At 72.1% G+C, this 23395-nt stretch carries 19 protein-coding genes, 1 pseudogene and 1 riboswitch; of the genes and pseudogenes, 7 read left to right on the forward strand and 13 right to left on the reverse strand.

The window, feature by feature from the left end; all coding sequences use genetic code 11:
• Positions 1 to 48 precede the first annotated feature (48 nt).
• The 3 genes from ACFYMP_RS17265 to ACFYMP_RS17275 all read left to right on the forward strand — a co-directional run bounded on the left by ACFYMP_RS17265 (position 49) and on the right by ACFYMP_RS17275 (position 2719).
• Entirely contained in the window at positions 49 to 459 is a 411-nt protein-coding gene (locus tag ACFYMP_RS17265; protein ID WP_388857472.1) for a VOC family protein, read from the forward strand.
• 54 nt (positions 460 to 513) lie between these two features.
• Positions 514 to 864, forward strand: a complete 351-nt coding sequence (locus ACFYMP_RS17270) for a hypothetical protein (protein ID WP_388857475.1) — start codon at positions 514 to 516, stop codon at positions 862 to 864.
• Positions 865 to 1849: 985 nt separating this feature from the next.
• On the forward strand, positions 1850 to 2719 hold the full coding sequence (locus tag ACFYMP_RS17275; RefSeq protein ID WP_388857478.1) for a PhzF family phenazine biosynthesis protein: 870 nt from the start codon (positions 1850 to 1852) through the stop codon (positions 2717 to 2719).
• A 10-nt stretch (positions 2720 to 2729) separates the two neighbouring features.
• On the opposite strand, the gene ACFYMP_RS17280 is transcribed toward ACFYMP_RS17275, so the two are convergent.
• The gene (locus tag ACFYMP_RS17280) at positions 2730 to 3530 is read right to left on the reverse strand and encodes a CPBP family intramembrane glutamic endopeptidase (protein WP_388857481.1); all 801 of its coding nucleotides are present in this window, start codon (positions 3528 to 3530) and stop codon (positions 2730 to 2732) included.
• A gap of 254 nt (positions 3531 to 3784) precedes the next feature.
• Here ACFYMP_RS17280 and ACFYMP_RS17285 point away from each other — a divergent pair, with 254 nt between their 5' ends.
• Positions 3785 to 5551: a substrate-binding and VWA domain-containing protein gene (locus tag ACFYMP_RS17285; protein ID WP_388857484.1), complete on the forward strand. Its 1767-nt coding sequence runs from the start codon at positions 3785 to 3787 to the stop codon at positions 5549 to 5551.
• 378 nt (positions 5552 to 5929) lie between these two features.
• On the opposite strand, the gene ACFYMP_RS17290 is transcribed toward ACFYMP_RS17285, so the two are convergent.
• The gene (locus tag ACFYMP_RS17290) at positions 5930 to 7444 is read right to left on the reverse strand and encodes a glutamate--cysteine ligase (protein WP_388857486.1); all 1515 of its coding nucleotides are present in this window, start codon (positions 7442 to 7444) and stop codon (positions 5930 to 5932) included.
• 514 nt (positions 7445 to 7958) lie between these two features.
• Here ACFYMP_RS17290 and ACFYMP_RS17295 point away from each other — a divergent pair.
• Entirely contained in the window at positions 7959 to 8558 is a 600-nt protein-coding gene (locus ACFYMP_RS17295; RefSeq protein WP_388857489.1) for a hypothetical protein, read from the forward strand.
• A 550-nt stretch (positions 8559 to 9108) separates the two neighbouring features.
• The gene (locus tag ACFYMP_RS17300; RefSeq protein WP_388857563.1) at positions 9109 to 9309 is read left to right on the forward strand and encodes a DUF5999 family protein; all 201 of its coding nucleotides are present in this window, start codon (positions 9109 to 9111) and stop codon (positions 9307 to 9309) included.
• Positions 9310 to 9398: 89 nt separating this feature from the next.
• Here ACFYMP_RS17300 and gcvP read toward each other — a convergent pair whose 3' ends face one another.
• Positions 9399 to 12284 carry an aminomethyl-transferring glycine dehydrogenase gene (gene gcvP, locus ACFYMP_RS17305; protein ID WP_388857566.1) on the reverse strand — a complete coding sequence of 962 codons (2886 nt, stop codon included), beginning with the start codon at positions 12282 to 12284 and terminating at the stop codon, positions 9399 to 9401.
• Positions 12285 to 12487: 203 nt separating this feature from the next.
• Positions 12488 to 12587, reverse strand: a riboswitch (glycine riboswitch).
• Positions 12588 to 12835: 248 nt separating this feature from the next.
• Between gcvP and ACFYMP_RS17310 the strand changes: the two genes are divergently transcribed.
• On the forward strand, positions 12836 to 13216 hold the full coding sequence (locus tag ACFYMP_RS17310) for a PRC-barrel domain-containing protein (protein ID WP_388857492.1): 381 nt from the start codon (positions 12836 to 12838) through the stop codon (positions 13214 to 13216).
• Here the strand turns inward: ACFYMP_RS17310 and ACFYMP_RS17315 are convergent.
• The 10 genes and pseudogenes from ACFYMP_RS17315 to ACFYMP_RS17360 all read right to left on the reverse strand — a co-directional run bounded on the left by ACFYMP_RS17315 (position 13129) and on the right by ACFYMP_RS17360 (position 23149).
• Positions 13129 to 14573, reverse strand: a pseudogene (locus ACFYMP_RS17315) (DNA polymerase IV). The gene ACFYMP_RS17310 and the pseudogene ACFYMP_RS17315 sit on opposite strands and share 88 nt — an antisense overlap.
• Positions 14574 to 14660: 87 nt before the next feature.
• The gene (locus tag ACFYMP_RS17320; protein WP_388857494.1) at positions 14661 to 15296 is read right to left on the reverse strand and encodes a MerR family transcriptional regulator; all 636 of its coding nucleotides are present in this window, start codon (positions 15294 to 15296) and stop codon (positions 14661 to 14663) included.
• Between the two features lie 299 nt (positions 15297 to 15595).
• Positions 15596 to 16069, reverse strand: coding sequence for a bifunctional nuclease family protein (locus tag ACFYMP_RS17325; RefSeq protein ID WP_388857497.1), 474 nt, complete (start codon positions 16067 to 16069; stop codon positions 15596 to 15598).
• Positions 16070 to 16122: 53 nt separating this feature from the next.
• Complete coding sequence (locus ACFYMP_RS17330; RefSeq protein WP_388857499.1) at positions 16123 to 16845, reverse strand: MerR family transcriptional regulator; 723 nt, start codon at positions 16843 to 16845, stop codon at positions 16123 to 16125.
• 20 nt (positions 16846 to 16865) lie between these two features.
• Positions 16866 to 17672: an FHA domain-containing protein gene (locus tag ACFYMP_RS17335; protein WP_388857569.1), complete on the reverse strand. Its 807-nt coding sequence runs from the start codon at positions 17670 to 17672 to the stop codon at positions 16866 to 16868.
• Between the two features lie 148 nt (positions 17673 to 17820).
• Positions 17821 to 18618, reverse strand: a complete 798-nt coding sequence (locus ACFYMP_RS17340; RefSeq protein WP_388857502.1) for a DUF881 domain-containing protein — start codon at positions 18616 to 18618, stop codon at positions 17821 to 17823.
• Positions 18619 to 18625: 7 nt separating this feature from the next.
• A complete protein-coding gene (locus ACFYMP_RS17345) occupies positions 18626 to 18958 on the reverse strand; it encodes a small basic family protein (protein ID WP_100597644.1) in 333 nt (110 codons plus the stop codon).
• On the reverse strand, positions 18955 to 19863 hold the full coding sequence (locus ACFYMP_RS17350) for a DUF881 domain-containing protein (RefSeq protein WP_388857505.1): 909 nt from the start codon (positions 19861 to 19863) through the stop codon (positions 18955 to 18957). Before ACFYMP_RS17350 ends, ACFYMP_RS17345 begins: the two co-directional genes overlap by 4 nt.
• Before the next feature lie 112 nt (positions 19864 to 19975).
• Complete coding sequence (locus ACFYMP_RS17355; protein WP_388857508.1) at positions 19976 to 22471, reverse strand: sugar phosphate nucleotidyltransferase; 2496 nt, start codon at positions 22469 to 22471, stop codon at positions 19976 to 19978.
• Positions 22472 to 22540: 69 nt separating this feature from the next.
• Positions 22541 to 23149 (reverse strand): CDP-alcohol phosphatidyltransferase family protein, encoded by a 609-nt coding sequence (locus tag ACFYMP_RS17360; protein WP_388857511.1) that lies wholly within the window; start codon positions 23147 to 23149, stop codon positions 22541 to 22543.
• Positions 23150 to 23395: the final 246 nt, after the last annotated feature.

Here is a 23395-nt window from a genome sequence, read left to right on the forward strand (position 1 = left end):
TCAGGATTCGAGAAGCGCGCGTACCCCGGGCATGCCACTCTCCTCTGCATGGACATCACCATTCACACCAGTTCCCTCCCGCACGACGATCCGGAGGCGTCCCTCGCCTTCTACCGCGACGCCCTCGGCTTCGAGGTCCGCAGCGACGTGGGGCAGGGCAGGATGCGCTGGATCACGGTCGGCCCCGTGAACCAGCCGAGTACGTGCGTCCTGCTGGCTCCGCCCGCCACCGACCCCGGGATCACCGACGCCGAGCGCCGCACCATCGTCGAGATGATGGCCAAGGGCACGTACGGCTGGATTCTGCTGGCCACCCACGACCTCGACGGCACGTTCGAGAAGGTGCGGGGCGCGGGCGCCGAGGTCGTCCAGGAGCCGACCGAGCAGCCGTACGGCATCCGGGACTGCGCCTTCCGCGACCCGGCGGGCAACCTGATCCGCGTCCAGGAGCTTTCCTGAGCCGAGCCCCGGCCCCCGCAGAACCAGGCGCCGACGCGGGGCGTCCCTCCCACCATGAACTCCGTACTCGTAGTAGGTGTGGACCCGAAGGTGATCCCCGGCGTCGACGGGGACTCCCTGCGCGCTCTCCTGGACGGCGAACTGGCGCGCTTCGCGGACCACGGCGTCGACGCGGCCATGACGCTGGTGGCGCTGGACGAGACGACCGAACCGGCGCTCGTCACCGCCCTGAGCGAGCGGGACTGGGACGTCGTGGTCGTCGGCGGCGGCATCCGCAAGCCGGAGGCGTTGCTCCCCCTCTTCGAGCGGGTGGTCAACCTGATCCGGCTACACGCCCCGGGGGCCGCCCTGGCGTTCAACACGAGCGGCGGCGACAGCGTCGAGGCGGCCCGGCGCTGGTTGTGAGCCGCCGCGCCTCCCCCGGCGACCGTGACGGCGACCGGCGGCGTCCGGGCCCCGGCGCCCGCTCGTCGCGTGGAGGCCGCCGTTGTCCCGCGGCCTTCGCCCGCGGCCCCTTGTCCCGCGGCCTTCGCCACTCGATATCGGGTGCGCGTCCTCGCCCCGTTCCCCGATACTGACGCCGTGTTCCCCGAAGCCGAAGCCGCCGCGCCTCACGACCCGCGCTGTCCGTGGACCCCGGCCCGGCGAGCCTGCGACGCCTTCCGCCCGGAGCCGGTCAGGACGGCCGACGCGGCCCCGGACGTGGGTTGCGGGCCCGGGGCGACGCTCCGTCACGCGCGGGAGCGGGGCTTGCGGGGCCGGCCGTCTCGCCCCGGGCCGGGCCGCCCTCGGCCGGACCGGCACCGCACCGACTTCGAGTGGGCCCACGCGAGCGCCGCGCGGATCGCGCGGAGGGCGGCTCTCGGCCTGTGGACGACGACCGGTCACCCTCACGCCTTCCGGTGCCCGCTCACGATCGACGAGCTGAGCGCCTCCCTCGCGGCGGTCCGCGCCGCACCGCGCCCGGACGGCCGCTTCGCGCGCGACACCCGCCCCGCCGACCCGCGCCTGGGGCCCCGGAAGCCGGCGCACCCCACCTCCGTGACGGACGCCTCGCGCCATCCGGTGCGCGCGTGCCACGAGGCGGCGTCGGTGACCGGCGGCCTGGCCACCTTCCGCACGACGACGGCCGGGACCGCCGGTGAGGTACCGCGCCGGGACCGCTTCACCGTGTGCTTCCTCGCCCCCGGACCCACCCCGCTGCCCGGGGCCGCGGACGACGGTCGAGGCGTGTCGCGGCGACCGGCTGCCCGGCCCCGTCGACGGGCTCCGCGCGGAGACGTCCTGATCGCCGGGCCGGCTGTCCCCGGCGGCCGCGCACCATCCCCCCAGCCCGGTCGCGGCGTCCCTGCCGGCCGCCGCGCCACGCCGTCCGAACCCGGAGGACCCCTTGCGTCTGCGTGTCGTCGACTCCTTCACCCACCGTCCCTTCACCGGCAACCCCGCCGGGGTCGTCCTGCTGCCCGCCGGCGATCCGCGGGGGCTCTCCGCGACCGGGGCCCCGGGCGGCGCGTACGCCTCCGGCTTCCCGGAGGACGACCTATTGCAGCGGATCGCCGCCGAGGTCAACCACGCGGAGACCGCCTTCGCCCACCCGCTGCCCGCCGGCGGGACGGCCGACTGGGCGCTGCGCTGGTTCACGCCGACCACGGAGGTCGACCTGTGCGGCCACGCGACACTCGCCACCGCCCATGTGCTCCGGGAGGACGGACTGCTCCCCGCCGGGGGCGTCCGGTTCGCGACCCGCTCGGGCACGCTGACCGTCCGCTCCCGTCCGCGGGACGACACGGGCGCCCTGACGATGGACCTGCCGACGGCGCGGCTCACCGAGGACGAGGTGCCGGACGCGCTGCGCCCCTGCCTGGGCCCCGGCGGCCCCGCGTACGGCATGGGCGCCGCCGGTGACGCGCTGCTCGTCGAGCTGCCGGACGAGGCGGCCGTACGGGACTTCGTGCCCGATCTGCCGGCGATCCGGGCGACCGGCCGCGGGCTCGTGGTGACGGCGCGGGCCGCCGGCCCGGAGGGTGGGTACGACGTGGTGTCCCGCTGTTTCTTCCCCGCCTCCGGCATCGACGAGGACCCCGTCACCGGGAGCGCGCACGCCGGTGTCGCCCCCTACTGGGCGGACCGGCTCGGCGAGCGGCTGACCGCCCTCCAGGCGTCCCGGCGTACGGGGCTGCTGAGACTGGAGCTGCGCGGTGACCGCACCCTGGTGAGTGGTGGCGCGGTGACCGTCCTCGACGGTGAACTGCTGGTCTGAGCGCGCCGTTTCAGCCCGTCGGCAGCCAGTCCACCTTGCCCGCGAGCAGCGCGAAGCCGACGAAGGCCCCGATGTCGAGGAGGGAGTGGGCGGCCACCAGGGGGCCCACCCGGCCCCAGCGCCGGTAGAGAAGGACGAACAGCACCCCCATCGCGAGGTTCCCGAGGAACCCGCCGATCCCCTGGTAGAGGTGGTAGGAGCCCCGCAGGACGGAGCTGCCGATCAGGGCCGCGGTGGGGGTCCAGCCCAACTGGCCGAGTCTGCGCAGCAGGTATCCGACCACGATCACTTCTTCGAGCACCGCGTTCTGCACGGCGGAGAGCACCAGCACCGGGTACTTCCACCACACGCCGGGCAGCGACTCGGGCACCACGGTGAGGTTGAAGCCGAGCCCGCGCGCCGCGAGGTAGAAGGCGATGCCGACGCTCCCGACGACGGCCGCGACGAGCGCCCCACGCCCCAGATCCGGCCACGGCCGCTCCAGGTCGAGACCCAGGGTGCGGGGCCCCGCCTTCTCCCGCGTCAGCAGGTGCAGGACGAGCGCGACGGGCACGAGAGCGGTCGTGATCCCGAAGAGTTGCCACGCCAGATCCAGCCAGGGCCGTCCCGGTGCGGCCGAGGAGTTCAGAGTGGCCGCCTGATCCTTGAGACCGCCGGGCCGGGTGACCGAGCCGACGAAGCTGATCAGCGCGGACACTCCGCTGGCACCGAGCGACAACGCGAGGACGAGCAGCGTCTCGTTCCGGAAAATTCTTCGCGTGAGCCCTTCAGTGGGAAAAGTTCCGGCCACGGGGCCCGCCTCCGCCTGCACAGCTGCCTCCAGTTGACTGTTCCGGCCTCATCATCGTCCCCGCCCGGCTAGGGTGCCCGTCGGGACCTCGGGTCCCGTAGGGGGATACGAAGTCCGGACAGGCGCGGCACTACGGCGCCTGGCCGGTTTCGGCCCCCCGCCGCACGCGACAGGCCGGGGGGACGGCCACCGTCGAGACGACACCGCACCCCCGCTTCCTTGGCTCCACGCAGCTTCACGGCTCCACCGTTCGAAGGAAGAAGGGCACCACCGGCATGGGACGTCACAGTCTGACCGACGAGGAGATCCGCGAACGCACCGGACCACCCCGCTCACGCGGCAGACGCGCTGTGGTGATCGCCACGGCTCTCGTGGTCGTCGTCGTGGCGGGTGCGGCCCTCGCGGTGCGCGGCGGGCTGTTCCCGCTCAAAGACAGCTGCGCGAAGGACGCGGTGGGACTCAAGGTGGCCGCCTCCCCCGACATCGCCCCCGCGCTGCGGGAGGCGGCCGACTACGCCCGGGACCACGACATCACCTCCGACGGCAACTGCCTCGACGTCGAGATCAGCGCCCAGGACTCCTCGAAGGTCACCGCCTCTCTGCGCGAGGGACACCGTCCCGACTTCCAGGCATGGGTACCGGACTCCGGCATCTGGGTCGATCAGCAGAGCGACGCCCCGGCGGGCGTCCGCGTCTCGGCGACGGGCGCGATCGCCAGCACCCCGGTCGCCGTGGGGATGACGGAGAAGGCCGCGGCAGACCTGGGCTGGCCGAAGAAGAAGTACACCTGGGCGGAGCTGGCCGCGGCCGGTCTCGGAGGGGACAGGCCGCGTCTCGGGAGCGCCGATCCGGCGCGCAGCGCGGCGGGGCTCCTCGCCCTCACCAAGGTCACGCGGTCGGCGGCCGGTTCAGGGGCGCCGGGCAGCGCGCAGGTCGCGGCGGCGGCGAAGGTCCTCGCCCGGCGCACCGTCGACAGCGACAGCCAGCTCCTCGACACCCTCGCACGCGACACGGGGGCGAAGGGCGGCGATCCGGAGCGGAACGACGCGCTCGTTCTGACCGAGCAGGCGGCGTACGCCCACAACGAGCGGGGCGGTTCGAGGCTCGACCTGTTCTACCCGGAGGACGGCTCCCCGGCGCTGGACTACCCGTACACGATCGTCGACAGCACGAAGCTGTCCACGACGCACAGCAGGGCGGCGGTGCGCTTCATGACCCTGATGGGCGAGGAGGCGGGCCGCGAGATCCTGCGCAAGCACGGGTTCCGGCCGCAGGACGGGGGCGTGGACCGGCCGGTCGCGCGGGCCGCGGGCGCACGCGGCCCCCAGCCCTACACCTCCCCGCCGGACGAGACCCCTTCGGCGAAGGCGCTTCAGGAGACGCGGGGCCTGTGGACGATCACGGTGCAGAGCGCCCGGCTGACCGTCGTCGTCGACGCCTCCGCGTCCATGGCCGAACCGGTGCCGGACACGGGCCGCACCCGGATGGAGGTCACCAGATCCTCCTTGACGCAGGCGCTCGCGCAGTTCACCCCGCAGGACGACATCGGCCTGTGGGAGTTCTCCACCCGCCTGGAGGGGGACCGGGACTACAGGGAGCTGGTGCCCACCGACCGGCTCGGCTCGCGCCGGGGCGGGGGAAAGACCCAGCGGGACAAGCTGATCGAGGCGTTCGGCGCCCTGCGGCCCGTTCCGGGCGGCGCGACGGGGCTGTACGACACGACGCTCGCCGCGTACGAGAAGGCGCGCGCGAACTGGGACAAGGGGAAGTTCAACGCCGTCGTGCTGCTGACCGACGGGGCCAACGAGGACCCCGGCAGCATCTCCCGCAAGCAGCTGATCGAGAAGCTGAAGTCGCTGGCCGATCCCGCGCATCCGCTGCCCATGGTGGCGATAGCCGTCGGCCCGGACGCCGATCAGGAGGAGGTGTCGGCGCTCGCGCGGGCGACGGGCGGCTCTGGCCATCAGGTCGGCGACCCCTCCCAGATCAACGAGGTCATCAACAACGCGATCGTGGAGGCCGGGAACCAGCAGAACGGCTGAGGCTCTGACCGGATGGGCCCCGGCCCGGCGGCGCGAGCGGGGCTTTGACAGAACGGCCCGGTCACCGGTGGAGCGGGGGGCGGCTGCGGCGAGGCGGCCGGGCGGCCCGCCGCCCGGCCGGGGAGCGCCACTCGGCCTCCCCGGCCGAGCGGCGGAAGCGGGGCCGGTTCACCCGCGCCCGCCTGATCGCCTCCGGTCCCCGGGGGGTGGGGGGGGGGGGGGGCCGGGGGCCCCCCCCCCCCCCCCCCCCCCCCCCCCCCCCCCCCCCCCCCCAAGGGGGGGGGGGGGCGCCCCCCCCCCCCCCCGCGCCGCCCGGCGGGGGGGGGGGGGGGGGGGGGGGGGCCCCGCCCCCCCCCCCCCCACCCCGGCTCGCCCCCCTCAGCCCACGCTCTCCAGCAGCCCGACCGGCCAGTTGTGGACCGGTTCGCCCGCGTGCATCAGCTCGGCGTACCTGCGAGTGGTGGCGGCGAGCGCGCTCTCCCGGTCCATGCCGCTCTCCAGGGCCCGGTGGTAGGTGGCCGACTGCCAGGAGGCCCCGTTGACCCGCCGCCGGCAGCGCTCCTCGATCACCCCCAGGTAGCGGTCCCGGTCGGCGGGGTCCACGCCCCACGCGTCGAGTCCCTCGGCGGCCAGCGGAAGCAGTTCCTCACGTACGAGGGTGACGGCGGGCTGCTCGACCAGCGCGGGTCCGGTCCTGCCGCGGCGCGGCCAGCGCAGCCGGGCCTCGATGCCCTGGCGGCAGGCGGCGTCGAAGTTCTCGGCGGCCACCTCGAACGGCATCCGGCTCCACACGGGGCGGCTCTGCTCCGCGAGGGCGCGCACCAGCCCGTAGTAGAAGGCGGTGTTGGCGATGACGTCGGTGACCGTCGGGCCGGCCGGCAGGACCCGGTTCTCGACGCGCAGGTGCGGCACGCCGTCGGCCACCGAGTAGACCGGGCGGTTCCAGCGGTACACCGTGCCGTTGTGGAGGGCGAGTTCGGCCAGCCGCGGCACCCCGCCGGCCGCCAGCACCCGGCCGGGGTCCTCGTCCTCGCAGATCGGCAGGAGCGCGGGGAAGTACCGCAGGTTCTCCTCGAACAGGTCGAGCGGACCGGTCACCCACCGCTCCCCGAACCACGTACGCGGACGGACCCCCTGGGCCACGAGTTCGGGCGGCCGGGTGTCGGTGGCCTGCTGGAACAGCGGGGGACGCGACTCCGGCCACAGTTCGTGGCCGAACACGAAGGGCGCGTTGGCGCCCACCGCGATCTGCGCGGCGGCGACGGCCTGCGCCGCGTTCCACACGTCGGCGAACCGGTCCGGCGTCACTTGCAGATGCAACTGGACGGAGGTGCAGGCCGCTTCGGGCATGATCGAGGCGGTCGTACAGCTGAGCCTCTCGACCCCCTCGATGTCGAGCCGGAAGTCCTCACCCCTGGCGGCCAGGATCTGGTCGTTGAGCAGGGTGTACCGGTCCACGTCGGAGAGGTTCGACTCGACGAGGTCGGCGCGGCTGAGCGTCGGCAGGATGCCGATCATGAGGACGTCGGCGTCCACCTTCCCGGCCTGCCGGTGCGCGTAGCCGAGCCCGGTGCGCAGCTCCTCGGCGAGCTGGTCGAGCACCCGGCCGCCCAGCCGGTGCGGGGCGATATTGACTTCCAGGTTGAACATTCCGAGTTCGGTCTGGAAATCCCGGCTGGCGATCCGTTCGAGGACCTGGCCATTCACCATGCGGGGCAGCCCGTCCGGTCCGGCTAGATTCAGCTCGATCTCCAGACCCATCAAGTTCCTCGGCCGGTCGAAGCGCCGTTCCTCCAGAAGTCGCTCCAGACCGTCCAGGCACTGCCGCAACTTCCTGCGGTAGCGCTGTCGATCGGACAGGTCGAAAACGCCCGCCACGACCTTTTCCCCCATCGAAGTGTCCCTCCTCGGATGGGCGACCGGACACTCCGGCCACAATGTCCACGGTGGATGATGCCCCGGCAATGTGATCGGTAACGCCCCGCGGAACGGCCGTCGCGGGATACTCTCAGCTCTGTACCCGGTCGGCACATTCCCGCGGCATGGAGCGACGGCGGAACGGGGCTGAAATTCGGGTCCATTCCGCTCTCCGGTCCTGGTGATAAACGCCGACGACAACCGGCCGTCCGCCGGGCGGTCGAATCCCGAGGTCACTGACGGGTACCCGGAGAAATCAATGGTGAAACGCCCGCACGTTCGACCGGATAGTGACTTGCCCGCAATAGTGGGGACAGCTAGCCGAAACACGGAACGAACACGCATCGTATAAACTCTGCGCACGAGGTGGAGAGTTGGCGCCCCGCGCGGCCCCAGGGTCGAGGCAACCGCCCCTCCGGCCCCGCGAGCTGACAGCGCCGTCCGCACCCGCTCCGCTTTGCCAGCCTGTCGCACGAGAGAGGCGCCCACCATGCCGCTGCACCTTCCGCCTGCCCCCGCGCCCGCATTGCGCAGTGTCCACACCGCCCTGGGCTCGCCCACGGCCGTCCACGAGGCCCGTACCCCCGCCCTGCGCACCGCCCACGGCCCGCTCGCCCCGGAGCGACCGCTTCCGGTACACGTACTGGAGAGAGGGACCGCGCACGCGCCGGCCGGGACCCGGCTGACCTCGTGGCGTTTCCTCATTCGCAGCGGCGACCGTTCCCTGGCGGCCGCCGAAACCCGGCTGACGGCGGACGGCTGGGCCTTCTCCCACTTCTTCGAGGGCCCCTATGTCACCGCCACGGAACGGGCGTTGCGCGAGGCGGAGCTGCTCAGCACCCCCTACCAGGCGCGGCTGCTGTCCGTACCGGAGCTGTACATGCTGACCCTGTGGCTGCACGCGGACCTCACGGACGACGGGGCGGCGGGCGCGCTGGACCCACAGGACCTGCTGGTGCCGCTGGCCCCGGCGCCGCCCGGCTTCGCCGCCTATCTCCCGCACCGGGTGTCGGAGTTCCTCCCGGTGCTGACCCACCGGCTCAGCCCGCCGCCGGCGCCGGCCGCGGGGCTGCTCGACCCGATCGCCTGAGCCGGGGGCCGGCCCTGGGGCCGGCCGTGCGTGGCTCGATGACAACAGCGGTGGGGGGGGGGGGGGGGGTGTGGGCCCCCCCCCCCCCCCCCCGCGGGGGGCCGCCCCCCCCCCCCCCCCCCCCCCCCCCCCCCCCCCGCGGGCGCCCGGGGGGGGGGCGCCCCCGCGCCGGGCGGGGGGGGGGGGGGGGGGGGGGGGGGGGGGGGGGGGCAGCACGACGCGGGGGGGGGGGGGGGGGGTTCCCCCCCCCCCCCCCCCCACCGCTGCTCGTCGGTGCCCTCGCACACGCGCGCGCCCTCCCTCCCCGTCCGGGCTAGTCCGGACGGGTCAGAGAGAACCCCCCGACGGGGCAGGGCCCGGGACTGAACCGCCCGCACGGGTGACGCGTCCTGAACCAGTGAGGACCGCTGCCGGGAAATCCCTGCGGAAGCGGCGCCGCGGGGCAACACTGAGACCCGACCCACGGATACGGGGGATGACGAGGAATGCCGTCATGACCGTCGAGGGACACCGCGCGCACGAGACCACCACTCAGCGAAAGAACCCAGCCATGTGCCAGCACCAGCCTTCCTGCCCCAGCGCCGACTCCGCCGACCGGGACGCCGCCAGGAGCGTCGCCCACCACCCGGAGCAGGGCTGGAACCTCCTGTGCAACGGGGTGCTGGTCTTCGAGGACACCGGGGAACTGCTGCCCGACGGACAGATCATCGCCCCGGCCCGCGCGGCGGGCCGCGTGACCGCCGCGGTCTGAGACCGGAGCACCCGGTACACGAAGGGGCCGGTACGGAGTGCGACTCCGTACCGGCCCCTCACGCGTTCCCCGCCCTCCGCGGGCGGCGGTCAGTCCTCGTAGGCGTCCAGCGGCGGGCAGGAGCAGACCAGATTCCGGTCGCCGTAGGCCTGGTCGATACGGCGCACCGGCGGCCAGTACTTCGTGGTCGGGGTGACGGCGCCGGGGAAGACCGCCTCGGCCCGTTCGTAGGCGTGGTCCCAGTCACCGGCGAGCGCGTTCGCGGTGTGCGGGGCGCCGCGCAGCGGGTTGTCCCCGGCGGGCCAGACCCCGGAACCGACCTTGTCGATCTCCTGGCGGATGGCGATCATCGCCTCGCAGAAGCGGTCGATCTCCCCCAGGTCCTCGCTCTCGGTCGGCTCGATCATGAGGGTGCCGGCCACCGGGAAGGACATGGTCGGCGCGTGGAAGCCGTAGTCGATGAGGCGCTTGGCGATGTCGTCCACGGAGACGCCCGTCGTCTTCGTCAGCTCGCGCAGATCGATGATGCACTCGTGGGCGACCAGCCCGCCGGGACCGGTGTAGAGCACCGGGTAGTGGGGCTCCAGCCGCTTGGCGATGTAGTTCGCCGAGAGGACCGCGACCTGGGTGGCCCGCTTGAGGCCCTCGCCGCCCATGAGCCGGACGTAGGCCCAGGAGATCGGCAGGATGCCCGCCGAACCCCAGGGGGCGGCCGACACGGGGCCGACACCGGTCTCGGGCCCGGCGGCCGGCTGGAGCGGGTGGTTGGGCAGGTACGGGGCCAGGTGCTCGCGCACGCCGATCGGGCCGACGCCGGGGCCGCCGCCGCCGTGCGGGATGCAGAAGGTCTTGTGCAGGTTGAGGTGCGAGACGTCGCCGCCGAAGTGGCCGGGCTTGGCGAGGCCGACCAGCGCGTTGAGGTTGGCCCCGTCCACGTAGACCTGGCCGCCCGCCTCGTGCACGGAGGCGCAGATGTCGGCGACGTGCGCCTCGAACACCCCGTGCGTCGAGGGGTAGGTGATCATGAGGACGGCGAGTTCCTCACGGTGCTTCTCGATCTTGGCACGCAGGTCCTCGACGTCGATCTCGCCGTCGTCCGAGGTCTTGACCACGACCACCCTCATGCCCGCCATCACCGCCGAGGCGGCGTTGGTGCCGTGCGCCGAGGAGGGGATCAGGCACACCGTGCGCCGCGTGTCGCCGTTGGCGCGGTGGTATCCGCGTACGGCGAGCAGACCGGCGAGTTCGCCCTGGGAGCCGGCGTTGGGCTGGAGCGAGACCTTGTCGTAGCCGGTGACCTCGGCGAGCCGTTCTTCCAGCTCCCGGATCAGCGTGAGGTAGCCCTGGGCCTGGCCGGCCGGCGCGAAGGGGTGCAGTCCGCCGAACTCGGGCCAGGTGACGGGCTCCATCTCGGTGGTCGCGTTGAGCTTCATCGTGCAGGAGCCGAGCGGGATCATGCCGCGGTCCAGCGCGTAGTCCTTGTCGGCGAGGGAGCGAAGGTAGCGCAGCATCGCCGTCTCGGAGCGGTGCTCGTGGAAGACGGGATGGCCGAGGTAGTCGTCGGTGCGCAGCAGCGCCTCGGGCAGGGCGTCGGCGCTCTCGGCGTCCAGGGACTCGACGTCCGCCTCGACACCGAAGGCCGCCCAGACGGCGGCGAGGGCGGAGCGGTCGGTCGTCTCGTCACAGGACAGGCTGACGGTGTCGGCGTCGGCACGGAACAGGTTCACGCCGCGCTCCCTGGCGGCGGCCAGGACCTCGTCGGCACGTCCGGGCACCCGCACGCTGAGCGTGTCGAAGTAGGCGCCGTGCACGACCTCGACTCCGGCGGCGCGCAGGCCGGCAGCGAGCAGGCTCGTGTAGCGGTGGGTGCGCTCGGCGATGCCGCGCAGCCCCTCGGGCCCGTGGTAGACCGCGTACATCCCGGCCATCACGGCGAGCAGCACCTGCGCGGTGCAGATGTTGCTGGTGGCCTTCTCGCGGCGGATGTGCTGCTCGCGGGTCTGTAGCGCCAGGCGGTACGCCTTGTGGCCGTCGGCGTCGACGGAGACACCGACGAGGCGGCCCGGAAGGTTGCGCGCGAACTGTTCGCGCACCGCCATGTACCCGGCGTGCGGCCCGCCGAAGCCCATCGGGACGCCGAAGCGCTGGGTGGTGCCGACGGCGATGTCGGCGCCCAGATCACCCGGCGAGGTGAGCAGGGTGAGGGCGAGCAGGTCCGCGGCGACGGTGACGACCGCGCCCAGCTCGTGGGCCCGCTCGATGACCGGCCGCAGGTCGCGGACGGCACCGGAGGCCCCGGGGTACTGGAGCAGCACCCCGCACACGCCGCGTTCGGCGATCTCGGCGGGGATGCCCCGCGCGAGGTCGGCGACGACGATCTCGACGCCGGTCGGTTCGGCGCGGGTGCGCAGCACCGCGGTGGTCTGCGGGAAGGTGTCGGCGTCGACGAGGTAGACGCCGTTCTTGACCTTGCCGACCCGCCGCGACAGCGCCATCGCCTCGGCGGCGGCCGTCCCCTCGTCGAGGAGGGAGGCGCCGGAGGTGGGCAGTCCGGTGAGGTCGGCGACCATGGTCTGGAAGTTGAGCAGGGCCTCCAGCCGGCCCTGGGAGATCTCGGGCTGGTACGGCGTGTACGCCGTGTACCAGGAGGGGTTCTCCATGACGTTGCGCAGCACGACGGGCGGGGTGAAGGTCCCGTAGTAGCCGAGGCCGATCATGGAACGCAGGACCTGATTGCGGTCGGCGAGGGCGCGCAGCTCGGCCAGCACCTCGGGCTCGGTACGGGCGGCCGGGAGGTCGAGAGCCTCGGTCGAGCGGATCACCTCGGGCACGGCGGCCTCGGTCAGCTCGTCGAGCGAGCCGAAGCCGACCTGCGCGAGCATCTTGGCGCGGGCGCCCGCGTCGGGCCCTATGTGGCGCTGTTCGAAGGGCGTGCCCTGTTCGAGTCGCGAGAGTGAGGTGCGGTGGGCGGTCATCTGCGGGGGCCTCCTGGTCGGCGCGACCTGCATCGGATACCGCGAGGCGGGTACCCGGACGGCCTCCCCCTCTGTCATCGCGATCATCGCTACCTGAGAGCTTCACCGGTCCGCCACCCGGAGGGGGCCGACCGGCTTTCACCGTCGGTGAGGAAAGTCCTCGGACCTGACCGCCCGAAGCCCGTCCTGCTTTCCAGAGTGACCTCGTCCGCGCGGTACAGGGGCCTGAGAGATTCCGGGGAGGATTTGCTCCTTCGGCGTCCCCGGTCCGCAGTGACCGGGGCACTCTCCCGCACGGGGTCAGCAGCCGTGGCCAGCGTACCAGCGGGCGCGGCCCGGGGCGGGGGCCGAGGTGGCGTGCTCACCCCCGGCCCGGGGCGGACGCTCACCCCCGGCCCGGGGCGGACGCGACCCCCGAGTGGCCCCGTCGCCCGAAGTGCTCTTTCGTGGTGTCTACGGACGCGCCGTGCCTTCCCGCACGGCCGCCACGCCGCCGCGCTCCGCGATCCGGGGCCCGTCGGCCCTGTTCCGTCCCGAGTACGGGAGGCACCGTGGAGACCGACATCGATCCGCACGTTCTCATCGGCCGCAGGGCGGTGGACCGTGGGGGAACCAGGATCGGCACCGTGGACGAGGTCTATCTCGACGACGCGACCGGCGTCCCGGAGTGGGCCGCGATACGCACCGGGCTCTTCAGCAGGGACGCCTTCGTCCCCCTGGAGCCGAGCGAACTGGTCTCCGGGGTGCTGCGCGTGCCCTTCGAACGCTCTCTGATCAAGGAGGCCCCCGACTTCGGCGTGGGCCGCCACCTCTCCCCGCAGCAGGAGCTCCAGCTCTACGAGCACTACGGTCTCCACCTGGCCGCCGAGGAGCCCGGGAGCCCGCCGGCCGACCGCGACTTCGGCCGGCTGGCGGGCCGCGAGGAGAGCTGAGGACCGGGCGCGCTCAGCGCGCCACGAGGGGCAGGGGCGCGGAAGGACTCAGGTCGGGATCGTCGACGGAGAAGGTGCGCACGCGGCCGGGCGGCGACTGCGGCGTCTCGAAGCGGACGGTGACACGCCCGACGCCGCTGCCCTGGATCCAGCCGGGCCCGTGCTCGCGGTGCGTCACGTCCAGGCCCGGCCGCCAGTGCCGCGCCACGGGTTCCGGCTCGGCAGGCTCGGCGCCCGCGGCGGGCTCCTCCTCCCGGGCCGCGATCTCGGCCGCGAGCCGCTCCGTGGCGGCCTGCGCGAACAGGTCCTCCTGCGTGTAGTCGGCGAGGCCGGACACCCCGACGCCGAGCAGCCGCACCCCGCCGGTCGTGTCGACGCCCTCCAGGAGGCGGGCGGCCGCCTCCCGGACGACCGAGGGGTCGTCGGTGGGACCGCGCAGCGTCTCGGAGCGGGTCAGGGTCGAGAAGTCGAAGCGGCGGACCTTGAGGACGACGGTGCGGCCCGAACGCCCGCTCGTCCGCAGCCGGGACACACAGCGGTCGGCGAGCCGGGCGACCTCCCCGCGGACCCGTACCCGGTCGTGGATGTCCACGTCGTAGGTGTCCTCGACGGAGACGGACTTGCCCTCGCGCTCGGCCACGACCGGCCGCTCGTCGAGGGCCAGCGCCATGGCGTGCAGCGAGGCACCGTGCGCCCTGCCCAGCAGACGTACGAGTTCGTCCTCCCCGGCCTCGGCGATCTCGCCGACCGTGGTGATCCCGGCCCGCCGCAGGTGGTCCCCGGTGGCCGGGCCGACCCCGGGCAGCGTCCGCACCGACAGGGGCGCCAGGAGCTCCCGCTCCGTACCCGGCTCGATGAGGACGAGTCCGTCGGGCTTCGCCCGCTCGGAGCCGATCTTGGCCAGCATCTTCGAGGCGGCGAGCCCGACAGAACCGGTCAGTCCGGTGACGGACCTGATGTCGGCGCGCAGCCGCTCCCCCACCTCGCGCGCGCTCGGCGCGTCGAAGGCCACCTGCCCCGCCTCCAGGTCGACGAAGGCCTCGTCCAGACTCAGTGGCTCCACCAGGGGCGAGAGCGCGCCCAGCAGCCGCATGACCTGCTCACTGATCTCCCGGTAGAGGGTGAAGCGCGGCACGAGATACGCGGCGTGCGGCGCCAGACGCCGCGCCTGCCCCATCGGCATCGCGGAGTGCACGCCGAAGGCCCGCGCCTCGTAGGAGGCCGTGGAGACGACGCCACGCGGCCCCAGGCCCCCGACCACCACCGCCTTGCCGCGCAGGCTCGGCTTCGCCGCCTGTTCCGCCGCGGCGAAGAACGCATCCATGTCCAGATGCATGATGGTGGGCGCGCTTCTCACGTCCCCGATAGTCCCTCACGCCACTGACAACGCACCGCACCGCACCGGGTGCCGCACGCGTCGTCCGGACCCGTAGGGCCGCCGGGCTCAGACCGCGCGGTTGCGGCGGCGGGCCAGTTCGTCGCCGGGGTTGGCGCGGATCAGCGTCTCCCCCGTGTCGATCCGTTCACCGTGCAACTGGGAGAGCGCCGCCTCGACGTCCCGCCACACGACGCCCACCGCGATACCGAAGACGCCCTGCCCCCCCTGGAGGAGTTCCAGGACCTCGTCGGTCGAGGTGCACTCGTAGACGGTCGCCCCGTCGCTCATGAGGGTCATGCCCTCCAGATCGCGCGCGTCGCGGTCCCGCAGATGCTGGACGGTGGTGCGGATGTTCTGGAGCGAGACCCCGGTGTCGAGGAAACGCCGGACGATCTTCAGGACGACGACGTCCTGGAAACTGTAGAGCCGCTGCGTCCCCGAGCCCTGGGCCGCCCGCACACTCGGCTCGACCAGGCCGGTGCGGGCCCAGTAGTCCAGTTGGCGGTACGTGATCCCGGCCGCCGCACAGGCCGTGGGCCCCCGGTAGCCGACGCCGGCGGAACCGGTCGCGGGCGTCTCGGGCACCACTCCTGGCCGCGTCGCCGCGGGCCTGGGCGCGCTCCCGCGCAGCGGCAACGGGCCGCTCTCCCCCGGACGTCGTCCGGGAGCGCCCCCCACCCTGCTGTCGCCGCTGCTTCTCACGCCGACCTCCGTCCTCGACCTGCCTCCCGACGGTAGGCAGTCACTCGGGGTGCGTCAACGATCGCCACGCTGGGCACGCCGAGTGATAATCACCCAGAGAGTGGTTTTCCGTGACCCGCGCCGGGGAAAGGCTAGCCGAATGGCAGCTTCACAGGGGCTGGATCAAGGACGTGTCCACCTGCTGGACCAGGACCGGCCGGGAGCCCCCGGCCGAGGAGGCGCCCCCGGACGGACGAGCGGCTGAGCAGACGGCCGCCCCACCACCCCGCCGGAGCGGGGTGGTGGGGCGGCCGGACCGCTCACTGGCTGTTGGTCCCGAAATCCTCGGGTGAGATCTGGTCGAGGAACTCGCGGAACTTCTCCACCTCGTCCTCCTGTTCGTCGGGAATGGCGATCCCCGCGTCGTCCAGCACACCGTCACTGCCGTAGATCGGCGTTCCGGTCCGCAGGGCCAGCGCTATGGCGTCCGAGGGACGCGCACTGACCTCGACTCCGCTGGCGAACACGAGTTCCGCGTAGAAGACACCTTCCCGGAGGTCGGTGATCCGTACTTCGGTCAGCTCCTGGCCCATCGCGTCGAGCACGTCCTTGAAAAGGTCGTGCGTCAGCGGCCTGGCCGGAGCCATCCCCTGTTGGGCGAAGGCGATCGCGGTCGCCTCACCCGCTCCGATCCAGATGGGAAGGTACCGGTCGCCTCCCACTTCACGCAGGAGCACGATCGGCTGGTTGGAGGGCATTTCGACCCGGACACCTACGACGTCGAGCTCGTTCACACACCAACCCTAGGACGTGACCCGAGGGTTTGGGTAGTCGGGCCCCGTCCCGGTCACGGCAGCCGCACGCCGAGGGACAGCTGCACGAGCGCCGAGTGCAGGCCCACGGCGAGGCCGGCGAGTTCCTTCGTGCGCTCCTCCGCCTGGGCCCTGGTCTGCGGGTTCCGGTGCCTGACCAGCGGTGCGACCACCTGTTCGATCAGTCCGGCCTCGCGTTCGGCGGCGGCCTTGGTGGCGCGCAGATGGCGCGGTTCGATGCCGAACCGGCCGAGTTCCGCCACCAGCCGGGCGATGCGGACCGCCTGGGCGTCGTAGTCCCCGCCCGGCAGCGGTACGACGAGCCCGTACGACTCCCATTCGAGGAGGTCCGCTTCGCCGACCCCGGCCGCCGCCAGCAGCTCCGCGCGCCCCAGGCGGCGCACCGTGACCTCCTCGGCGGCCGGCGGGACGCTCTGCCGGCCGACCGCGGGGGCCGGGGGCCGCTCCCCCCGCTCCACGGCGTCCAGGTACTCCCGGATGGCCTTCAGCGGCAGGTAGTGGTCACGCTGCAACCGCAGGACGTGGCTCAGTCGCTCCACGTCCCGCGGGGTGAACTTGCGGTAGCCGGAGGCCGTCCGCTGCGGTTCGACGAGCCCCTCCGCCTCAAGGAAGCGGATCTTCGAGATCGTGACCTCGGGGAACTCCTCGCGCAGCCTCGTGAGCACCGTGCCGATGCTCACCGGCCGGCCGTCCGCGGCGGCGGTGTCGAGACCGGCACCGCCCCTGCCTGTGTTCACCTCGGTCCTTCCCTCGCGGGTCAGATGCCCTGCTGGCTCGCGTAGAAGACCAGCCGGTACTTCCCGATCTGCACCTCGTCGCCGTTGGCCAGGGTCACGGCGTCGATGCGCTCACGGTTGACGTAGGTGCCGTTGAGGCTGCCGACGTCCGCGACCGTGAAGGTCCCGTCGTTCACGCGCCGGAACTCCACGTGCCGGCGCGAGACCGTCACGTCGTCCAGGAAGATGTCGCTCTGCGGGTGCCGGCCGGCCGTGGTCAGCTCCCCGTCGAGCAGGAAGCGGCTGCCCGAGTTGGGCCCGCGGCGCACGATCAGCAGGGCCGATCCGCGCGGCAGCGCGTCCACCGCGGCCTGCGCCTCGGAGGAGAGCGTCGGCAGCGCGGTCTGCCCGGTGGTCTCCGGGTCGTACGCCTCCAGCCCCGAGATGGAGATGGTCGACGTGGTCTCGGAGGCGCGCTCCGGGGTGGCACCGGGCCGCAGGGGCGCACCGCAGTTGGAGCAGAAGCGGCTGGCCTGCGGGTTCTGGTGACCACACCTGCCACACACCAGAGGAGCCGCGGACGGGTCCCCCTGCCGCGGCGCTCCCCCGGGAGCGTTCGAGGGAAAACCTATGCGGCCCGCACCGGCGGGGTCGGCGGACGACGCGCCCGCCCCACCGAGCTGGTCACGGAACAGGGGGCGTTCCCCGCCCTGCTCCCCCACGTCCTCGGCGCCACGGCCGGCCCGGTGCCGGTTGGCACCGTCCTCGCGTGTGCTCTTGCCGAACAACTTCGCAAAAAACTTCACGGGCGATTCCCCTTGACCGAAACAGACCCGCCCGTGGGGCAGGACGAAGCCTCATTGCACACATTGACCGTCCGGGACATCTTTACAACGTCCACAACCACCGGACAGTTTCCACCACGCGCACCTCTGACGATGCGTCGACCCCCCGCAAGTTCGTGCCCTGGCCCGCGGCCGCTCATGCCCCGGCCCCTCACCGCGACGACGACCGAGCGTAATCGGGCTCCTTCGCGGGCCGCAAGGCGTCCACGACGATCTTCCTCTCGTCGGTCACGACCACTTTGGCCTGCTCCTTCTCCAGAGTCTGCACGATTCCGCCGGGGATGTTGAGCGCCGGTCCGAGGTCCTGCGGTTTGCCGATGACCCGGAACCGGTAGGGCGGTCGCACCGTGCTGCCGTCGACCTGGATGCCCTTGCCGGAGGTGTCGGAGAGATACGTGTCCGCCACCACCCGTACGTCGTTGACCTGGATCGCCTCGGCGCCCGCCGCGCGCAGTTCCTGGACCGCGTCGAGCAGCATGTCCGCCTCGACGGTCCCCTTGGAATCGCTCACCGTCATCGTGATGCCGGGCCCCTCGGCGGCCACCGTGCCCGCCAGGATGCCCAGCTGCCGCTGTTTCTCCACCGTCTGCTTCCGCGCCTCCTCGGCCTGGTCGGAACTGTTCTCCAGCTCCGTCCGCTGGCCTTCCAGACTCTGCTTCTCGTCTTCTAGACGCTGCGTACGGTCGTCCAGTTCATCGAGGATACGGACAAGATCTTCCTGGCGGGCGCCGCGCAACGCGCTGCTGTCGTTGTGCGAACGGACCTGGATCGCGAGGCCGAGGCCGAGTCCGAACAGGAGCAGCGCGACGATGAGCTGCGCCCGGGTCACGCGTGGCGGCCACAGGCCCTTGACGAGCCGCTGACGGCCCGTCAGCGGCCCCGCGGGCCGGGTGGGCTCGTCGGGGGCGGGGGCCGGGGTGCCGTCCTCGGGGGGAGGTGTCTGGCTCACGTGCGCGTCACGCCCGGAAGATGTGCCGCCGGATGGCGGCCGCGTTGGAGAAGATGCGGATGCCGAGCACCACGACGACCCCGGTGGACAGCTGGGCGCCGACGCCGAGTTTGTCGCCGAGGAAGACGATGAGCGCGGCGACCACGACGTTGGACAGGAAGGAGACGACGAAGACCTTGTCGTCGAAGATGCCGTCGAGCATCGCCCGCAGGCCGCCGAAGACGGCGTCCAGCGCCGCCACGACGGCGATCGGCAGATACGGCTCGACCACCGCGGGAACCTCGGGCCGGACGAACAGTCCGACCACGACTCCCACGACGAGGCCCAGTACGGCGATCACGATGTGCCCTTCCCTGCTGTCTTCGGCTGTGCGGAACGGACGGTCACACTGGGCGCCGCGGGCAGCCGGACGTCTGCCTGCGCGGAGATCTTCGTACGGATGTCGAAGTTCTCCTTGAGCGTGTGCAGGTACTGGCCGTCCACACTGTTCTGGAACCGCGTGCTCAGCCGTTCCCCGTCGCCCACGGCGAGCACGGTGTACGGCGGCACGAGGGGTTTGTTGTCGACGAGTATCGCGTCGCCGGCCGCGCGGATCGCGGAGAGGGCGGTGAGCCGCCGGCCGTTGATGGCCACCGCCTCGGCGCCGGACTCCCACAGGCCGTTGACGACGCGCTGCATGTCGCGGTCGCGGACCCGGCCGGTGTCGGAGAACCCGGCGCTCTCCCGGGGGCCGCCTCCGCCGCCGCCCTGGTCGGCCTCCTTGGCGTCGTCCACCACGAGCCGTACCCCGGGGCCGTGCACGGGGACCGCGCCCGACAGGAGGCTGACGAGCGCGGTGCCGCTGCCGCCGGAGTCCTTGAGCGCCGCGTCCTGGCGCTTGCTCACGTCCTCGCGCAGGGCGTCGACGCGGTCCTCCAGACGGTCGGCGGTGCCGCTCTCGTCGTTGATCCGGTCGATCAGCTCTTCGCGTTCCTTGGCGACCACCGGGGCGGCGACCCGCGCCTGCGAGGCCCCGACGGTGACGAGGAGGGCGGCGAGTACGAGTCCGAGACCGAGACCGAGCTTGGCCCGCAGGTTGCGGGGCAGCCCGGCCTTCGCGCCCTGTTCGCTCTTCCGGGCGGCGGCCTCGGCGTACCCCTCGTCGAGGCTGTGGTCCATGACGTTGGTCAGCAGCGACATGGAGGCATCGGGACGCCGGGTCGGCGCGGTGCTCCGGACGGGGGGCTGCTGCGACATGCCGCACATCGTCGCATGTCGCGGCCCGTTCCTCCGAATGGCCCCACCGACGGACCGGGCGGCGGTCCCGTTCGTGTCGAACGGTCCCCTCCGCCCGGCCTGCCGGGTTGTTCACCGGCTGTCAGTGACCGGCGCTGTCCACGACCTCGGCCCATTCGTCGAGCAGCGCCTGTGCGGAGGCGTCGTCGGGTCCTTCGGCCCACAGGTGCGTGACGGCCTCGGCGGGGTCGGGAAGCACCATGACCCAGCGTCCGTCGGCCTCGACGACCCGTACGCCGTCGGTGATGTCCACGGACCGGTCACCGGCCGCTTCCACGACGCGTCGCATGACGAGCCCCTTGACGGCCCACGGCGTCGCCAGGTCCCGCTTGAGGACGTGGGCCCGCGGGATGCGCGCGTCGATCTGGCTGAGCGTGAGCTGGGTGCGGGCGACGAGGCCCAGCAGCCGGACGAAGGCGGCGGTGCCGTCGAAGACGCTGCTGAACTCGGGGATGATGAAGCCGCCACGGCCGTCACCGCCGAAGATCGTGCTGTCCTCACGGCCGACCCGGGTCAGGTCGTCGGGCGAGGTCATCGTCCACTCGACCTGGGTGCCGTGGTACGCGGCGACCTGTTCGGCGATACGGGTCGTGGTGACCGGCAGCCCGACGCGCCCGCTGCGCCGCTCGGCGGCGACGAGGTCGAGCAGAACGAGGAGCGCCCGGTCGTCCTCGATGATCCGGCCCTTCTCGTCCACCAGGGACAGCCGCTCGCCCACCGGGTCGAAGCGCACCCCGAAGGCGGCCCGCGCCGAGGCGACGATCTCCCCGAGCCGGATCAGTCCGGCCCTGCGGGTGTCGCCGGTCTCCGTGGGCCTGGACTCGTCGAGCCCCGGATTGATGGTCAGCGAGTCGACGCCGAGCTTGCCGAGCAGGCTCGGCAGGACGAGGCCGGCGCTGCCGTTGGACGCGTCCACGACGACCTTGAGCCCGGCCTCGGTGATCCCGGTGGTGTCGATGTTGCGCAGCAGCGAGCCGGTGTACGAGTCGAAGACGCTGGAGGGGAAGTGCAGGTCGCCGATCTCCCCGGGGAAGGCCCTGCGGTACTCCTGCCGCGCGTACACGCGGTCGAGCTTGCGCTGACTGGCCTGGGAGAGGTCGGCGCCGTTGCCGTCGAAGAACATGATGTCGACGGAGTCGGGGACCCCCGGCGTCGTACGGATCATGATGCCGCCGGCGCTGCCGCGCGCCGTCTGCTGCCGGGCCACGGGCAGCGGCACGTTCTCCAGGTCGCGTACGTCGATGGCGCTGGCCTGGAGCGCGGAGATCACCGCCCGCTTGAGGGCTCGGGCACCACGCGAGTGGTCTCGCGCGGTGGTGACGGTGGACCCCTTCTTGAGGGTCGTCGCGTAGGCGCCCGCCAGTCGCACCGCCAGTTCCGGGGTGATCTCGACGTTGAGGATGCCGGAGACCCCGCGTGCTCCGAAGAGATGGGCCTGACCGCGGGACTCCCAGATGACGGAGGTGTTGACGAAGGCGCCGGCCTCGATGGTCTTGAAGGGGTAGACGCGTACGTTCCCCTGGACGATCGATTCCTCACCGACGAGGCATTCGTCGCCGATGACGGCGCCGTCCTCGATTCTGGCGGCGCGCATGATGTCGGTGTTCTTGCCGACGACGCAGCCCCGCAGGTTGCTGTGTTCGCCGATGTAGACGTTGTCGTGGAGTACGGCCTTGTGGAGGAAGGCTCCGGTCTTGACCACGACGTTGGAGCCGACGACCGTGTGTTCGCGGATCTCGGCGTCGGCTTCGACCTTGGCGTAGTCCCCGATGTAGAGGGGGCCGCGCAGGACGGCGTCGGGGTGGACGTCGGCGCCTTCGGCGACCCAGACGCCGGGGGAGATCTCGAATCCGTCGAGTTCGACGTCGACCTTCCCGTCGAGGACGTCGGCCTGGGCCTTGACGTAGCTCTCGTGGGTGCCGACGTCCTCCCAGTAGCCCTCGGCGATGTAGCCGTAGACGGGCTTGCCTTCCTTCATCAGCTGCGGGAAGACGTCCCCGGACCAGTCCACGGAGACATCGGCCTCGACGTAGTCGAAGACTTCGGGCTCCATGACGTAGATGCCGGTGTTCACCGTGTCGGAGAAGACCTGCCCCCAGGTCGGCTTCTCCAGGAACCGCTCGACCTTTCCCTCGTCGTCGACGATGGTGATGCCGAATTCCAGCGGATTGGGCACCCGGGTCAGGCAGACGGTGACGAGGGCGCCCTTTTCCTTGTGGAAGTTGATGAGGTCGGTGAGGTCGAAGTCGGTGAGCGCGTCACCGGAGATGACGAGGAAGGCGTCGTCCTTAAGGGCTTCCTCGGCGTTCTTGACGCTGCCGGCGGTGCCGAGTGGCTTCTCCTCGTTGGCATAGGTGAGTTCCATGCCGAGTTCTTCGCCGTCACCGAAGTAGTTCTTGACGAGTGAGGCCAGGAACTGGACGGTGACCACGGTCTCGGTCAGCCCGTGCCTTTTGAGCAGCCTCAGCACGTGCTCCATGATGGGCCGGTTGGCCACCGGGAGCAGGGGCTTGGGCATGCTTGAGGTCATGGGGCGAAGCCGGGTACCTTCGCCACCGGCCATCACGACGGCCTTCATGTCGGAAGCGTCCTCCTTGAAAGAGACGACTGAATTACCGACTGGGACCGCACGGATTCCGCTACGGACTCAATCGGCCGCGGTGTCCGCCTTGATGACTCGGCGGACTTGCACCACGTACAAGATTCCTGCCCACCAATAGAGCGTTGTACCCCATCCGGCGAACGCCCATCCGAAAACTGACGCTGTGGATGCGAGCCAGCCGCTCCCGTCACTGAGCAGCAGCAACGGGAAGGCGTACATCAAGTTGAAGGTAGCCGCCTTCCCGAGAAAGTTCACCTGGGGAGGCGGGAAGCCGTGCCGGCGCAGGAGGCCGACCATGACGAGAAGGACCAGCTCACGGGCGAGCAGAACGCAGGTGAGCCAGAGCGGAAGAATCTCCCGCCAGGTGAGGCCAACCAGGGTGGACAGAATGTAGAGGCGGTCGGCGGCGGGGTCGAGGAGCCTGCCGAGCCGGCTGATCTGATTCCAGCGCCTGGCGAGTTTTCCGTCCAGGTAGTCGCTGATACCGCTGAGAGCCAGGACGAGGAGCGCCCATGCGTCGCTGTTGTGCCCGTCGAACTCGGGGCGGAGGATCAGCCAGAGGAAGAGGGGTACCCCGAGGAGCCTCGCGGCGCTGAGGATGTTGGGAATGGTGAGCACCCGGTCCGTCTGGACCGCGGTCTCCTGGACCTCCACCCGGGGGCCTCCTGAGAGAAAATGCCAACGTTGCCCCCTGACTTTACCCTCCGTCGCGGCCGGCCCTCGCGGAGGGTCGGCGGCACAAGGCCGGGCGCTGCCCGGCCGCCTGCCTGTCCGGTCACTTGAGCTTCCGGCCTTCTGGCCTTCCCGGCCCCGGAACGCGGAAAAGCCCCGCACCATAAGGTGCGGGGCTCTCCCAGCAAAAATTGTTCGGCGGCGTCCTACTCTCCCACAGGGTCCCCC

Source organism: Streptomyces sp. NPDC007088, from assembly GCF_042869355.1.
GTDB lineage: Bacteria > Actinomycetota > Actinomycetes > Streptomycetales > Streptomycetaceae > Streptomyces.